The sequence below is a fragment of the Lamprocystis purpurea DSM 4197 genome, from assembly GCF_000379525.1.
In the GTDB taxonomy this organism is placed as follows: Bacteria; Pseudomonadota; Gammaproteobacteria; order Chromatiales; family Chromatiaceae; genus Thiodictyon; species Thiodictyon purpureum.
In genome coordinates this window covers 41,978-56,591 of the sequence record NZ_KB902497.1, presented here as the reverse complement: position 1 = coordinate 56,591, position 14,614 = coordinate 41,978, and the positions used below count along the sequence as shown (strand labels likewise).

General features: G+C 63.9%; 13 protein-coding genes. 5 read left to right on the top strand and 8 right to left on the bottom strand.

Annotated features, from left to right (window positions below):
* Positions 1-29: 29 nt before the first annotated feature.
* A complete protein-coding gene (locus A39O_RS33530) occupies positions 30-854 on the top strand; it encodes an ATP-binding protein (RefSeq protein WP_020505327.1) in 825 nt (274 codons plus the stop codon).
* 543 nt (positions 855-1,397) lie between these two features.
* Complete coding sequence (locus A39O_RS0114185) at positions 1,398-2,789, top strand: DUF4921 family protein (protein ID WP_020505326.1); 1,392 nt, start codon at positions 1,398-1,400, stop codon at positions 2,787-2,789.
* Between the two features lie 346 nt (positions 2,790-3,135).
* Here A39O_RS0114185 and A39O_RS0114180 read toward each other — a convergent pair whose 3' ends face one another.
* Both A39O_RS0114180 and A39O_RS0114175 read right to left on the bottom strand, forming a co-directional pair.
* Entirely contained in the window at positions 3,136-4,467 is a 1,332-nt protein-coding gene (locus A39O_RS0114180) for an ATP-binding protein (protein WP_020505325.1), read from the bottom strand.
* A 5-nt stretch (positions 4,468-4,472) separates the two neighbouring features.
* Positions 4,473-5,165 carry a response regulator transcription factor gene (locus A39O_RS0114175; protein ID WP_026199406.1) on the bottom strand — a complete coding sequence of 231 codons (693 nt, stop codon included), beginning with the start codon at positions 5,163-5,165 and terminating at the stop codon, positions 4,473-4,475.
* A 208-nt stretch (positions 5,166-5,373) separates the two neighbouring features.
* Here A39O_RS0114175 and A39O_RS33525 point away from each other — a divergent pair, with 208 nt between their 5' ends.
* Entirely contained in the window at positions 5,374-6,348 is a 975-nt protein-coding gene (locus tag A39O_RS33525) for a PepSY-associated TM helix domain-containing protein (RefSeq protein ID WP_020505323.1), read from the top strand.
* A 51-nt stretch (positions 6,349-6,399) separates the two neighbouring features.
* Here the strand turns inward: A39O_RS33525 and fghA are convergent, their stop codons facing one another.
* The 5 genes from fghA to A39O_RS0114135 form a co-directional block, all read right to left on the bottom strand.
* Positions 6,400-7,236: an S-formylglutathione hydrolase gene (gene fghA, locus A39O_RS0114165; protein ID WP_020505322.1), complete on the bottom strand. Its 837-nt coding sequence runs from the start codon at positions 7,234-7,236 to the stop codon at positions 6,400-6,402.
* A gap of 10 nt (positions 7,237-7,246) precedes the next feature.
* Positions 7,247-8,356 (bottom strand): S-(hydroxymethyl)glutathione dehydrogenase/class III alcohol dehydrogenase, encoded by a 1,110-nt coding sequence (locus A39O_RS0114160; protein ID WP_020505321.1) that lies wholly within the window; start codon positions 8,354-8,356, stop codon positions 7,247-7,249.
* Between the two features lie 558 nt (positions 8,357-8,914).
* Positions 8,915-9,061 carry a hypothetical protein gene (locus A39O_RS41740; RefSeq protein ID WP_169338445.1) on the bottom strand — a complete coding sequence of 49 codons (147 nt, stop codon included), beginning with the start codon at positions 9,059-9,061 and terminating at the stop codon, positions 8,915-8,917.
* Positions 9,062-9,548: 487 nt separating this feature from the next.
* Positions 9,549-9,986 (bottom strand): hemerythrin domain-containing protein, encoded by a 438-nt coding sequence (locus tag A39O_RS33520; RefSeq protein WP_157640095.1) that lies wholly within the window; start codon positions 9,984-9,986, stop codon positions 9,549-9,551.
* A 72-nt stretch (positions 9,987-10,058) separates the two neighbouring features.
* Positions 10,059-10,277, bottom strand: a complete 219-nt coding sequence (locus A39O_RS0114135; protein ID WP_020505316.1) for a hypothetical protein — start codon at positions 10,275-10,277, stop codon at positions 10,059-10,061.
* Positions 10,278-10,698: 421 nt separating this feature from the next.
* Between A39O_RS0114135 and A39O_RS0114125 the strand changes: the two genes are divergently transcribed.
* Together A39O_RS0114125 and A39O_RS0114120 are read left to right on the top strand one after the other, a co-directional pair.
* The gene (locus A39O_RS0114125; protein WP_157640093.1) at positions 10,699-11,439 is read left to right on the top strand and encodes a class I SAM-dependent methyltransferase; all 741 of its coding nucleotides are present in this window, start codon (positions 10,699-10,701) and stop codon (positions 11,437-11,439) included.
* A 55-nt stretch (positions 11,440-11,494) separates the two neighbouring features.
* The gene (locus tag A39O_RS0114120) at positions 11,495-12,955 is read left to right on the top strand and encodes a glycoside hydrolase family 1 protein (RefSeq protein WP_020505313.1); all 1,461 of its coding nucleotides are present in this window, start codon (positions 11,495-11,497) and stop codon (positions 12,953-12,955) included.
* 455 nt (positions 12,956-13,410) lie between these two features.
* Here the strand turns inward: A39O_RS0114120 and prpC are convergent, their stop codons facing one another.
* Positions 13,411-14,562, bottom strand: a complete 1,152-nt coding sequence (gene prpC / locus A39O_RS0114115; RefSeq protein ID WP_020505312.1) for a bifunctional 2-methylcitrate synthase/citrate synthase — start codon at positions 14,560-14,562, stop codon at positions 13,411-13,413.
* Between the last annotated feature and the right edge of the window lie 52 nt (positions 14,563-14,614).

Below are 14,614 nucleotides of genomic sequence, written 5' to 3'. Positions count from 1 at the left end.
AAGTCGCCGAATCAGATAGGGAAAAGGGAATGGACAAAGGTCGGCTCAGCGAACGGGATATCTGCACCAAGTGCATCACGCCCGCCATTCTGCGCGCAGGGTGGCAGCAGCACGAATTCCGCGAAGAGGTCACCCTCACCGATGGCCGCGTGATGGTGCGCGGAACGCTTGCGGCGCGCGTCCGCGATGCACTGGCCAAAGGGGGTCCCAAGCGGGCGGATTACGTGCTCTATGTCATGGGCAATATCCCCATCGTCGTGATTGAGGTCAAGCATGCCGGATTCCCGCTTGGACACGGCATGCAGCAAGCGCATCGGGATTATTCGGGCTTTTCAGGTGGCGTCGCTGTTGGCATTTATTCCGACCGGATCGAGATCTGGAATTCCGGACATTTTCCGGAAGGGCTAAAACCGGGTGACCTCAACAAGAACCACCCCTCTTTGCCGACTAATCCAGACATTGCCCATGTGTTCTATCTGCGTGGCCTGATGGAGCGGATCGGACGCGGCGGCCAGTTGATCATCAATGCCTGCCGGGATCACGGACTGCCGCCACCACGGTGGGCGGATCGGCCGACCGGGGTGACACTGACGATCTTTGGTCGTCGTGGCCGCCGGGCGGCGTTATGGACAGCCAATCCCCGCCAGCAAGCCATGTTGCTGCAGATCAGTTGCGGTGACCTCATTCGGCCCGGAGACTATCACCAGCGATTTGCGTCAGAGGTTTCTGATCGACAGGCACGTCGCGACCTGTCCGAACTGGAGGAGGCGGGGTTACTGGTGCGCATTGGCAGGGGTGCAGCTACGGTTTACCAGCGGACCAATCGGACATGGGAGGACGGGAAGCGGACATGAAACGGACGTGAAACAGGGTGTGAAGATGCAGGGCCTGGCACGCTAACGATTTGTAATCAGAGAGTTGCGAGCACGAAGAAGCAACCTGAAGGCTGGCCGGTTTGTTGATGCGGACATGTCCGGACAAAACCGGACATCATCGCCAGTCGCGCCGGCAGCCTGTCGGGCGTTCCCGCTGCGCGCTGGCCGACATCGCGGTAGACTGCCGACATAACTCCTGACGGCTCCCGACCACGAACAGGTTTCGCCCGATCGACCGCGACACCCCCATGCCGGCCTTGATCGTAATCCCCGCCAGCGGCGTGCGTAGTCAGGGCTTCCAGCCCTGACGGTGTCAGGCCAGGATGGCCTGACTACGCACCCGGCGAGCCCAGTGGCCGGAATCTTGATCGAGGCCCCCATGCCGTTCCTGCGGCGGGCGCGTGCGGAGCGATGATCAAGGCGGCCGTTCTTGTGATCCGGCCGGACAGAACAACTTGAATCCTCAGCGAGTTCTGCTCGCTGATTCGATCCATTTCGATACCACCGCGAGGTACGGCAGCCATGTCGCAGGTCATTCCCGAAGCCGATTATCTCATGCGCATGGCGGATGGGACCATCAAGCAGGTCAATCCCTTCACGCACACCGAGGTCTGGACAGTGCCGGGCCGGGGTAATCGGCCATTGGGGGTAAGTTCGCCCAACCCGTTGCCGCTGAATCCCGCCGAGCATGACGCCCACTGCGCATTCTGCGCCCGCCGCTATCTGGAGACGCCTCCCGAGAAAGCGCGGCTGATCAAAACCAGCGATGGCAGCAAAATGCTGCGCTATTTGCCGGCCGAGCACCTGTTCGACTCGGTGGCCGAATTTCGCCGTATTCCCAACTTGTTCGAGATCGTGTCCTTCGATTATTGGCAACAGAACTTTGACTACCGGATGCCGGAGCATCTTGAAGCACACCGGCGTAATTATCTGGCCTCGGAGATGGGCCGTCAGCATGTCCTGCGCGTGGTGGATCAGCGGCTGCGAGCTTCCGGGCTCGATGAGGCCGAGCGCAACCGGCTGTCGCTCGACGAGCGTCTGCAACATGCCAACGCCTTCTTCGGCGGCGGTCATGAAATGATCGTCGCCCGGCGCCATTATGTCGACGGCGCAACCCATGACCATCAACTGGCGTCCTCGGGTAGCCTGACCCCGGATGAGCATGATCAGTATCTGTGCTTCACCGTCGATGCCCTGCGTGAGATGTATGCCAATAACCGCTATATCCGTTTTATCGCGGTGTTCCAGAACTGGCTGAAGCAGGCCGGCGCATCATTCGATCATCTGCACAAACAGTTGGTGGCGATCGACAAGCGCGGCGTGCAGAACGATCTGGCCCTGCGGCGGGTGCGGGACAATCCGAATATCTACAATGAAGCAGCGGTCAATTTCGCCGCCTACCGCAATCTGGTGGTGGCCGAGAACGATCATGCCGTGGCCTTCGCCGGCTTTGGTCATCGCTTCCCGACGCTGGAGATCTTTTCCAAGAGCGAGCGCAGCCAGCCGTGGAGCCACTCGGCTGAAGAGCTGCGCGGCATGTCCGATCTGGTGCACGGCTGCCATGCCGCCGCCGGGCCGGATATCCCCTGTAATGAGGAGTGGTACTACAAGCCGCCCGATGTGGATGTGCCGATGCCCTGGCGCATCCTGATCAAATGGCGCGTCTCGACCCCGGCGGGATTCGAAGGCGGCACCCGGATCTATGTCAACACCATCGACCCCGAGGCCTTGCGCGACCGGGTGGTGCCGCGGCTGTTCCAGCTCAAGAATGAGGGGAAGATCGCCCCGATGAAAATCGCTTTCGAATGCGCCTGCACGCCGAATTGCCTGCGCTACAATCCCGCCGTTCGGCAGCAGGAATCACCTGATCTGGAGTGTCCGCTGTGGTCTGAAGTCCCCGCGTCGGGGCAGTGATGTTTTCCGAATGCTCACGCGCTCGGTGTGGATGCGCTTGGTGGCCTTGGTCATGGTTCCGGCCAGTGCTCGTGCGTCGCGCACCCGAGGTCGAGGCTTTTCCGTGAAAGTCGCACAGCGACCCCGTGGGAGCGGCGTCCCGCCGCGATGGGGCCGGGTGCGCAGCCGCGGCGTTCGCGGTCACCGCAGCACCGCATCGCGGCGGGACGCCGCTCCCACGGAGGACTTTCATCTTCCGGGGTGGCTTGATGTTCCGGCCGTTAGCCGGACCAGGGCCGTGCAGACGCGATGTCGACCGTACAGCCTCGGCCTCCAGGCGGAAGACCTGGGCGGGCGTGGTCAGCATTCAGCCGACAGCGACCGCCGGCAGCACGATCTCGATTTTCAATCCACCACTTGGGCGGTTGTCGGCGCGAATAGTCCCGCCATGTGTTTCAATGGCCCGCCGGGCGATGGCCAGCCCCAGACCAAAGCCGGCTGTCTTGGCCCTGGTTTCGCTGCGGAAGAATGGCTCGAAAATCGCCTGCAGATCCTCCTCGGGAACACCGGGTCCCCGATCTGAAACAGTCACCACCAACTGGTTGGAATCGCTGTGTCGGGTGATCTCCACCTCGACCGCGGTGCCTTCGTTGGTAAACTTGACCGCATTGCGGACGACGTTCTCCATGGCGCGGTGCAATAGCTCGGCGTTCGCGATGACCAGCGCCTCGCCCGCCCCGACGAATTCGACATGGCGCCCGGTCGCCTCCGCCTCGAACCGGGCATCCAGCGCGATTTCGCGTATCAGTTCGACCAGGTCGATCTCCTCGTCCGCGGGCCTTGCCATCCCCGCTTGTATCCGTGACAGGGTCAAGAGTTCGCCGACCAGTTGATCGAGCCGTCCCGCTTCGCGTTCGATGCGATCGAGCGTGTCATTGCGCTGCTCGGGCCGCTGCCGTGCCAGGCCGATGGCGGCCTCCAACCGCGCCAAGGGCGAGCGAAGCTCGTGGGAGACATCGTGCAGCAGCCGCTGCTGGAATCTGACCAAGGTTTGTAACTGTCCGGCCATCCGGTCGAAATGACGCCCGAGATCGGCGATTTCGTCGCGCCGTCGCCCCATGCGCGCACCGATGCGCGTGTCGAGCCGGCCCGCCGCCGTTGCGTCGAAGGCCGCGCGCAGGTGACGGATCGGTGTCGACAGATACCAGGCGAGCCAGGCGCTGAAGGCGAGGCTGGCCAGGATGCCGATCCCGATCGGCAGGCTGGGCGACAGATGATGGAGCGGCTCAGGGCCATCGGCCGGCAGGAAAAACAGATAGTCGCGCTCAGCGACCCGTACCAGTCGGGCAATGCGCGGTTCCCGATCCGCTTGCGCGAGTCGGCGGGCCTGCGCCACCATGTCCACGGGGACCGCGCGCCCCAACAGTTCATGCCCGGCATCATCGACAACATAGACATGCGCGCCGCGATGCAGCGCACGGGATTCCTCCAGGTAGTCGCGTAGCGCCGCGCGGCCGCCATGCGCAAAGACATTCGCCGCCGCCGACACCAGAAAGGCCGCGCGGGGTCCGCCCGCCAACTCGTGCCCGCTCCGCGTGAGCGCCTGCTGATGGAGCCAAACGGCGGTGCCCACCCCCAGGCTGGCCGCGAGCAGCGCCAACCAGAAGGCGAGGAAGAACTTCCAGAACAGGCGGCCCATGGCAGCTATTCCCGGATCAACTGGTAACCGACGCCGCGCACCGTCTGAATCGGCGAACGGCCTTCCGCGTCCAGGCCGAGCTTGTGCCGGATACTGCTCAGGTGAACGTCGATGCCGCGGTCGTAACGGGCCAGCGGGCGGCCCAGCGCCTGCTGCGAGAGTTCCTGTTTGCTTACGACCCGGCCGGCCTGGCGCACCAGCACTTCCAACAGATTGAACTCGGTACTGGTGAGTTCAAGCGGTTCGCCCTGCCACTCCAAGGCCCGCCGTTCCGGCCATAGTGTCAGTGCCCCGGCCGTCAAGGGTCCGGACGACGGACCGGCCGGTTCCGGCACCTGGGTGCGCCGCAAAATGGCCCGGATGCGCGCGACCAATTCACGCGGGTTACAGGGTTTGGGCACATAGTCGTCCGCACCCAGTTCGAGGCCGACGATGCGGTCCACGTCGTCGCCTCTGGCCGTGAGCATCAGCACCGGGAGGCGGCTGTCCTGGGCGCGGATGCGGCGCAGCACATCGATACCGTTCAAGCCCGGCATCATTACATCCAGCACCAGGATCGCGTACTCACCCGCCAGGGCATGGCGCACGCCGGTCTCGCCGTCCTGCACGGCCGTCGCCTCGAAACCCTCCCGATCGAGATATTCCTTCAACATCTCGCCCAGTTCCAGGTCGTCATCGACTAATAGGACCCGCGTCATCAGCGCCACCCACTGCAATTGAAAGCCATCGGATCGGAGACGACCATCATCGCGATCCGCGCTCGAAAACCAAGGGCGTTTACCTGTTCTTGCTGATCTTTACCTGTCTTTACACAAGGCTAACCCTGGTTAACGGAGATCCTCGCTAAGGTAACCGCATCCCGTTGCATGAGCGGGAATGACTGTTAACTCTACCGAGAACCTTTCCATGTTTCCGAAACAACTCAAGCGCCCACTCCTGATCGCGCATCGCTGGTTGGCCCTGGGGCTGGCCCCCGTCTTTCTGCTCATCCTGCTGTCCGGGGCAATCCTCGCCTTCAAGCCGATCCTGGGCACCGACAGCACCATCGACCCGTCCGCCCGGGCAAGCATCGGTGAGGTGGCGGCGGTGCTCACCGCCATCGACCCGGCCGGCCGGGCGAGCGCGGTCAGTCTCTCGGCCGATGGCCGATTGATCGACATTAAGTCCAGCGACCCCGCCGTGGCCGGCACTTTTGAGGTCGCGACGGGGACTGCTGCCGCAAGTCAGTCCGTTGACCTGTTCGGCGTCGCGCTGCGGCTCCACAAGGACTTGCTGATCGGTGCCGGCCTGGTGGTCGAAATCGCCACCTACGCCATGGTCGCCCTCCTGGTCGCCGGACTCGTGTTTGGCGCGCCAAAGCTGCGCAACACCCTCGGGGGTTGGCACCGCGGCATCGGCTGGTTCGCGTTCCCGCTGGTCGCGCTGCTGCCGGTGACCGGACTGCTGATGACGCTGCACGTCGGCAAGCTGGCGTTACCCGCTCTCGAACCGGGCAAGCCTATCGCCCTGGCTCAGGCGATCCAGGCCGTACCGCTGCCGGCGGACGGCGCGCTGCTCATGGCGCGGCGCTTTCAGGCCGGCAGTGCCATGGTCAAGACGACCTCATCCGCCGGCGAGCGGGTCCATGTGGTCCAGTCCAACGGCCAGGTCGCGCTTGCCGGAACGCCGGGCTGGGTGAACCTGGTGCATGAAGGCACCTGGGCTGGCGCCTGGTCCGGTGTGCTCAATCTGGTCGCCGCCTTGGCGCTGATCGGATTGACCGTCACCGGACTCTATTCCTGGCTGCGCCGCCGGCCCCAACAGCGCCGGCTTGGACGCGTTTCGACCGCACAGCGATCCCAGGTGTCATCCATTGACAAGACGCGCGCGACTGTCGCTTGAGTGACGCTGATGCGGCACACTATGTGCGGAAAGCGAGTGACCTGGTGACACTCACGCCAAAGCCCGCGCATGGTAAGCCAGATGCTCGCCGATGAAGGTCGCGATGAAATGATAGCTGTGGTCGTAGTCGGGCTGCATCCGCAGGGTCAGGGGGAAGCCTCGTTCCTGGCAGGCACGCGCCAGCGCCTCGGGTTTGAGCTGTCCGGCGGCGAGAAACTCATCCGCGGTGCCTTGGTCGATCAGCAGCGGGATCGGTGCCGCGCCCGCACGGATCAATGCGGTCGCATCCCAGGTTCGCCATAGCGCCTGATCATCGCCCAGATAGGCACGGAAGCAGCCACGGCCCCAGTCGCAGTCCATCGGGTGGCAGATCGGCGCAAAGGCCGATACCGAACGATAGAGGCCCGGATGCTTGAGGGCGCTGATCAAGGCGCCATGGCCGCCCATGGAATGCCCCATGATGGACCGTCGCCCCGCTACCCGCGGCAATTCGCGCTCCAGCAGGGCCGGTAGTTCCCGATTCACATAATCGAACATCCGATAGTGCGCGGCCCAGGGCGCCTGGCTTGCATTGACGTAGAACCCGGCGCCCTGACCCAGATCGTAACGGTCCGGGTCATCGGCTACGTCGGCCCCGCGCGGGCTCGTGTCCGGCATCACCAGCGCGAGGCCCAACTCGGCTGCATAGCGCTGGGCGCCGGCCTTGACCCGCACGTTGTCGTCGGTACAGGTCAATCCGGAGAGGAAATACACGGCGGGTACCGGACCGGTGTGCGCCTGCGGCGGCAGATAGACCGAAAAGGTCATCCGGCAATGACAGCTCGCGGAGTCGTGGGTATAGCGGTTCAGCCAGCCGCCGAATTCGCGGATGTGTTCGATCTGTTCCATGGCGCGCGTCCTAAAAGAGGATGACGGAGCGGATGCTCTCGCCGCTGTGCATCAGTTCAAAGGCGCGGTTGATATCCGCGAGCGGCATGGTGTGAGTCACCATGCGGTCGACCTCGATCGCGCCGGCCAGATACTGCTCGACATAGCCCGGCAGTTGGCTGCGGCCCTTCACGCCGCCGAAGGCCGTGCCCTTCCAGGTGCGGCCGGTCACCAATTGGAATGGCCGCGTGCGGATCTCCTGTCCGGCGCCGGCCACCCCGATGATGGTCGACACCCCCCATCCCATGTGGCAACACTCCAGGGCCTCGCGCATTACGTTCACGTTACCGATGCACTCGAACGAATAGTCCACGCCGCCGTTGGTCATCTCGACAATGGCCTCGGTGACGCTGCCGGTGAGATCCGCGGGGTTGAGTGTATCGGTCGCACCGAGTTGGCGTGCCATCTCAAACTTGCCGGGATTCATGTCAATGGCAATGATCCGCGCCGCCTTGGCCATCACCGCGCCCTGCACCACCGACAGGCCGATACCGCCGAGCCCGAACACGGCGACCGTCGCGCCGGCCTCGACCTTGGCGGTATTCAACACCGCGCCGATGCCGGTGGTGATGCCGCAGCCGAGCAGGCAAACCTTGTCCAGCGGCGCCGCCGGATTGATCTTGGCCAAGGCGATCTCCGGCACCACCGTGTATTCGGAGAAAGTCGAGCAGCCCATATAATGAAAGATCGGCTTGCCGTGTTGGGAAAAGCGACGGGTGCCGTCCGGCATATAGCCCGTCCAGACGGTGGAGGCGATCGACTGGCACAGGTTGGTCTTGGTGGAGCGGCAATAAGCGCACTCGCCGCATTCAGGAATGTAGAGCGGGATGACATGGTCGCCCGGTTTGAGCCCCTTCACCCCGGGTCCGCACTCCACCACCTCGCAGCCGCCCTCGTGACCCAGCACGCAGGGAAAGGCGCCCTCCGGGTCGGCCCCGGACAGGGTGAAGGCATCGGTATGGCAGACCCCGGAGGCTACCACCTTCAGCAGGACCTCGCCTTCTTTCGGACCCTCGACATCGATCTCTTCGATGGACAGGGGCTGCGCGGGCGCCCAGGCAACGGCGGCTTTGGATTTCATGGTTCTCTCCGGTGGCTGGTGATGGGGTGGATGGTGTCGGCGGCGGACCTTAGGCGTCGTTCCGGCCGCCGGAAGACCGGAGGCCGAGGCTTTTAGCCGGTCGACATCGCGTCTGCGTGGCCCTCGTCCGGCTAACGGCCATGGAAGGAACATCAAGCTACCCCGGACGATGAAAGTCTCCCGTGGGAGCGGCGTCCCGCCGCGATGCGGTGCCGCGGTGACCGCGAACGCTGCGGCTGCACGCNCGGCCCCATCGCGGCGGGACGCCGCTCCCACGGGGTCGCTGCGCGATTTTCACGGTAAACCTCGACCTCCAGTGTACGACGCCCGAGCACTGGCTGGAGTCGTGATCAAGGCGGTATTGTAGCCTACCGAGATACTGGAGAGCCGACTTGGTGCCATTCGCCGCCGACTGCATCATTCGGTCAGCAGTCTTCGCCTCGTTTGCTTCAGCCATTCGCTGCACAGCTTACGGAACGATCGATGCGCTCAAGCGCCGCAGCAGGACGGGTAACGCGGCGACCTCGCCGTCGCCCTCGACGATGGCCACGACCGCGCTCATGTTTTAGACTCGCCGAACAGGTCCGCCTGGCCCTGGGACTGTAGCGCCAGCACATTTGAATCGGGCGCCAATTGATTTAGCCGCAGCAGCTCGCCGGCCGAAAACAGATGCTCGCGCATCATCGATCGCGACGCCTCGTCCAATCCAGAAAATTGCTCTTGCCTGAGCCGTTGGCACCCACTAGGTAGGTGAGCGGTTGCAGCCTGCAATCGCAGTCGCCGATGCTCTTGTAATTGCGCAGGACGACTCGGGTGAGAAAGACTGGGGCGCTCATAGAGTGGATCCTGCGCTTGGCGGGCTCGGCCAGCCGCATAGAGCGGCCGGCATCGGCAGACATTGTACCGGATGCACAGATACCGAACCCTGCCGCCAACGCGGCCTTGATCATCGTTCCGGCCACCAGACAACCGGAGGTCGAGGCTTTAGCCGGTCGACTCGCGTTTGCGCGGCCCTGGTCCGGCTAAAGCCTCGACCTCCAGTGCGCGAGGCTCAGTCTCTGGCCGGAACCCTGGCAACTCGTCGATAAAACTCTGTTTTTTATTAAATAGCAGTCTCGGAGGCCAATTTATACGGCATTTTCAACGTACGATTTTTTGGACGTACGATATGCGAGTTCCATCTACTCACCAGCTACCGACCTCTCTCGCCCGTGCGGCACGATGGCCCAGCCTCGCGCTCATGAAGCTCTTGAATGGTCGCTAAAGCGTCCGGCCCGAGCACGCGTTGGGCCATCGCGAAGAGCGTGTTTTCCTCGAACCGGATATGCTCGGTCAGCAATTGGGCGAAGGCGTCGAGGTCCTCGGGGCCGCCGCCGTCGATCAGGTCGCGCAGGGCACGATGCTCGGCCAGGGTGCGCTCGACCAGCGCCTGCTCACCCGCCGCTTGCAGCGCCGGGAAGAGGCCGCGCTCCTCAAGTTGAAAATGGGGCGCCAGTTCGTCGGCGAAGCGTTGCCTCAGCTCGGCCCAGGCGGTTTCCGGTGACGTGGCTACGATCCGTGCTCGGCGGGCGATGACCAAGCCGCTGTGATGTTCGCTCGACAGCCGTTTGAGTGCCGCGCACCGCTGCATCAGCATGCCCTCCGCTGACCGGGGTCAGGCGGACGCCACGGGTACGCATGTGTTCGAACCAATGGCTTCACGTCATGGTTTCCGCTCATCGACAGGTGCCGGTGGATGACGCTTGGACTCGGTATCCGCGGCGAGCACTTGCATCAGATCAAGATCCCGCAACGCTTGCACCGCGATTTCCCAGCGGCCCTCGCCGCACAGACCGCTCTCTCCTGCCCACTCATAGCCATCCAACGCGGCCTGCACGCAAGCCAATCGGACCCGTTCCGCGAGATCAAGCCGGTCAATCACGATCGATACCTTGTAGGATGGAGATCACGGCTTCAGTGTAGCCGTGAATCCTCGGTTTGGCGTGATCCTGCGCTCGGCCGCCCGGTGCGATGCCCACACCGCGGATGTTGCTCCAGTGTCGGGCGATCGGTCGGGTTGATCGCCTCGCTGAACGGGCACTGTTTGCCGACTCGCGTTTTCTCGCCCGCCGTCCGCGTCACGCCGACCGTCACGGACAGCATCGCCGGCATGGTCAGCGGACCGACGCGATCAGCGGCACCAGCGCGAACCGGGCGGGCACTGTAACCCGCCCCCTGACATTGGCGGTCACGACTTCATAGTGAGGTACGCGAGCATGTCGAGAATCTCCGGACCAACCAATCCGGCGCTGAACCCGTGGCATGGTGCCGACTATGCGCACCACTCCAGTCTGCAGGCGGCGATGGCTGACGAGGTGCTGTCGCAACTGGTGCTGCGCGGCGACGAGCACGTCCTTGACCTGGGCTGTGGGGACGGCAAGATCAGTGCGCGCATCGCCGCGCAGCTACCCCGAGGGTCGGTGCTCGGCGTCGACGCGTCGGCCGATATGGTGGCCTATGCGCACAGGCAGTTCGGCACCGAACAATGGCCGAACCTGCGATTCGAGGTGGCCGACGCGCGAAACCTCGGGTTTCACGCGCGCTTCGACCTCCTGGTATCCTTCAACGCCCTGCACTGGGTGCCGCAGCAGGCCGATGCGTTACGCGGCATCCGCCGGGCACTGAAGCCGTCAGCGCCGGCGCACTTGCGCCTGGTCACGCGCGCTGCGCTCACCAGCCTGGAAGAGGTGGCCGAAGCGGTGCGCCGGGAGCCGCACTGGGCCGGCGCTTTCGCTGGTTTCACCGACCCCTATCTGCGCCTGAGTGCCGAACAGTACCTGGCGCTGGCTGAAAGCCTGGGGCTGAAACGGATCTCCAGCCGGAGCGAGTCCAAGCGCTGGGACTTCCAAACCGAAGAAGCCTTCTTCGGCTTCTGCAATGCCGGCTTTGGGGCCTGGACGCAGGTGTTGCCTGAAGCGAGTCGCCGCACGTTCGTCCAAGAGGTGATGCAGCGTTATCTTGCGGTGATCGATGCCGCATTCGGCGAACGCTACACCTTCCACTTCATGCAGACCGATGTGGTTCTGGCGGTGGCAGGATCGTGACTCCGGATCGGGCGCCAGGGCTTTTGTCGTCCGCCCCAGATGAGGACCAGCACCGATGACCACAGCAGCCATCACCCCCTTCCCGCCCGGTTTCCTCTGGGGCGGCGCCACGGCCGCCAACCAACTGGAGGGCGCCTATGACGCGGACGGCAAGGGTCTGTCGATCCAGGACGTGGCCCCCCAGGGCATCGAAGGCCCGCGTACGCCGGCACCGACACCGGACAACCTCAAACTGGTTGGCATCGACTTCTACCACCGCTACGAACAAGACATCGCCCTGTTCGCCGAGATGGGCTTCAAGGTCCTGCGCCTGTCGATCGCCTGGAGCCGGATCTTCCCGCACGGGGACGACGCGATCCCCAATGCCAAAGGGCTGGCCTTCTACGACCGGGTGTTCGACGCCTGTGCCAGGCACGGCATCGCGCCGCTGGTGACCCTCTCGCATTACGAGACCCCGCTGCACCTGGCCGAGCAGTACAACGGCTGGGTGAGCCGCGACCTGATCGGTTTCTACGAACGCTATGTCCGGGTCCTGTTCGACCGCTATGGGTCCAAGGTGAAGTTTTGGCTGACGTTCAACGAGATCAACTCGGTGTTGCACGCGCCCTTCCTGAGCGGGGCGATCAGCACGCCGAAGGACCAACTGTCGCTATCCGACCTGTATCAGGCCGTCCACCACGAACTGGTGGCGAGCGCCTTGGCCACCCGAATCGCGCACGAGATGATTCCCGACGCCAAGGTCGGCTGCATGATCCTGGCGATGCCGATCTACCCCCTCACACCGCATCCGGCGGATGTGCTGGCCGCGATGCAGGCGGACCACCTGAACCTGATGTTCGGCGATGTACATGCGCGCGGCTGCTACCCCGGCTACGCCTTGCGCTATTTTCGCGAGCACGGCATCACACTCGACATCACGGACGAGGACCGCGAATGCCTGACCAACACCGTCGATTTCGTGTCGTTCAGCTATTACATGAGCGTTTGCGAGACCGCCGACCCCGGGTCGCAGCGCACGGCCGAGACCAATATCCTCGGCGGAAAAAACAACCCCACCCTGAAGGCCAGTGAGTGGGGCTGGCAGATCGACCCGGCCGGCCTGCGGATCGTCTGCAACCAGTTCTGGGACCGCTGGGGTAAACCCCTGTTCGTCGTGGAGAACGGCCTGGGCGCCAAAGACCGGTTGGTCGAGGTCGACGGCGTCAGGACCGTGCTCGACGACGCGCGGATCGCGTACCTGAACGACCACCTGGTCGCGCTCGGCGAAGCGATCACCGACGGCGTCCAGGTGCTCGGCTACACGGCCTGGGGCTGCATCGACCTGGTCAGCTTCACCACCGCGCAGATGAGCAAACGTTACGGCTTCATCTATGTCGACCGCAATGACGATGGCACCGGGACCCTCGAACGCTATAAGAAGAAGTCATTCGACTGGTACGCCGAGGTGATTGCCACCAACGGGGCCAGCTTGCGGCGCGAGGGGTTGCGCACCACGGCGTCTTGTCTTTCATCGTGACAATATATTTAGGGGATCGCCTCCGTGATCCGATCCGGCGGGATTCGAGAGACCGTCGGCCGGCCTTGATCATTCCGGCCGCGTGAGCGCAAGGCACTGAGCGCCCTGCCTGTGGGTGACATACGGAACGACCGGACCGGTGTCGGTACCAGCCCGCTGGAGTCCAAGGCGTCAGCCTTGGACAGTGGGCACCAAGGCGAAAGCCTTGGACTCCAGGCCTTCTTTGTTGCAAGCGATCTGGGTCCTCAGCAATTCCACATTTGGGCGGCATCGCGCAGCCTCTGGTGGATGCGGCGCGCGCGATTGCCGTGCCGGGTCCCTGACACCGAGCGGCGCGCCTTATCCACCCTACAACGGTGCCGGTGTTGTAGGGTGGATAAGCGCAGCGCATCCACCATCAGCCTCGCTGCCGCCACGCCGTTGGCGGCAGCCATCCAAAATTGGCACTGCTGCGATTAACGCCGGTCGAGCGGCACCCACCGGCGGTTCTCCGGCCCGACATAGTTGGCGCTCGGACGGATGATCTTGTTGTCCTGACGCTGCTCAATGATGTGGGCGGTCCAGCCGGCGATGCGCGCCATCACGAAGATGGGTGTGAACATCGCGGTGGGGATGCCCATCTGGGAGTAGGCGACGGCGGAGAACCAGTCCAGGTTGGGGAACATTTTCTTGAGATCCCACATGACGGTTTCCAGTCGCTCCGCGACCTCGAACATGCGAGTGTCCTGGTTGGCCTCGGACAGCCGCCGGGCGACGCCCTTGATGACCTCGTTACGCGGGTCGCCGACCGTATAGACCGGGTGGCCGAAGCCGATGACGATTTCTTTGCGCTCCATGCGTTCCTTGATGTCTGCTTCCGCCTGATCCGGATCGGTGTAGCGCTGCTGGATTTCGCAGGCGACTTCGTTGGCGCCGCCGTGCTTGGGTCCGCGCAGGGCGCCGATGGCGCCGGTGATGGCGGAGTAGATATCGGAGTTGGTGCCGGCGATCACCCGCGAGGTGAAGGTCGAGGCGTTGAACTCGTGCTCGGCGTAAAGATTGAGCGAGGTGTGCATGGCGCGCACCCAAGCCGTCGACGGGGTGTGCTGGTGCAGCAGGTGCAGGAAGTGTCCGCCGATGGAGTCGTCTTCCGTCTGCACCTCGATGCGCCGGCCATGATGGGCATAGTGGTGCCAATACAGCAGCATGGAGCCGGCACAGGCGATCAGCCGGTCACCGATGGCGCGGGCGCCGGCAAAGGGCATCGACTCCTTCTCGGGCTCCAGGGTGCCGAGCAGCGAGGTTCCGGTGCGCAGCACGTCCATCGGATGGGACGAGGGCGGGAGTTGCTCCAGCGCGGTCTTCATCGCGGCAGGCAGGCCGCGCATGGTGCGCAGTCGGTGCTTGTAGGAGACGAGTTCCGCCCGGCTCGGCAGGTGCCCGTGAATCAAAAGATGGGCGATCTCCTCGTAATCGGCGTGATCGGCAAAATCGAGGATGTCGTAGCCCCGATAGTGCAGATCGTTGCCGGTGCGCCCGACGGTACAGACGGCGGTGTTGCCGGCGGCGGTGCCGGAGAGTGCGACGGACTTCTTCGCCTTCGGCAATAGGCTCTCTTGCTCGGCCATGCGGATCTCTCTCTTGGTTCAGTGATGTAGGAGGGGCTGGTCGGCCGGTGAA

Excerpts from the sequence above, each read along its gene's own strand:
- fghA (WP_020505322.1), bottom strand. The coding sequence starts at position 7,236 with ATGGAACAGATCGAACACATCCGCGAATTCGGCGGCTGGCTGAACCGC.
- A39O_RS0114185 (WP_020505326.1), top strand. The coding sequence starts at position 1,398 with ATGTCGCAGGTCATTCCCGAAGCCGATTATCTCATGCGCATGGCGGAT.
- A39O_RS0114120 (WP_020505313.1), top strand. The coding sequence starts at position 11,495 with ATGACCACAGCAGCCATCACCCCCTTCCCGCCCGGTTTCCTCTGGGGC.
- prpC (WP_020505312.1), bottom strand. The coding sequence starts at position 14,562 with ATGGCCGAGCAAGAGAGCCTATTGCCGAAGGCGAAGAAGTCCGTCGCA.
- A39O_RS33525 (WP_020505323.1), top strand. The coding sequence starts at position 5,374 with ATGTTTCCGAAACAACTCAAGCGCCCACTCCTGATCGCGCATCGCTGG.
- A39O_RS0114160 (WP_020505321.1), bottom strand. The coding sequence starts at position 8,356 with ATGAAATCCAAAGCCGCCGTTGCCTGGGCGCCCGCGCAGCCCCTGTCC.
- A39O_RS0114175 (WP_026199406.1), bottom strand. The coding sequence starts at position 5,165 with ATGACGCGGGTCCTATTAGTCGATGACGACCTGGAACTGGGCGAGATG.
- A39O_RS33520 (WP_157640095.1), bottom strand. The coding sequence starts at position 9,986 with ATGCAGCGGTGCGCGGCACTCAAACGGCTGTCGAGCGAACATCACAGC.
- A39O_RS0114125 (WP_157640093.1), top strand. The coding sequence starts at position 10,699 with ATGGCTGACGAGGTGCTGTCGCAACTGGTGCTGCGCGGCGACGAGCAC.
- A39O_RS33530 (WP_020505327.1), top strand. The coding sequence starts at position 30 with ATGGACAAAGGTCGGCTCAGCGAACGGGATATCTGCACCAAGTGCATC.
- A39O_RS0114180 (WP_020505325.1), bottom strand. The coding sequence starts at position 4,467 with ATGGGCCGCCTGTTCTGGAAGTTCTTCCTCGCCTTCTGGTTGGCGCTG.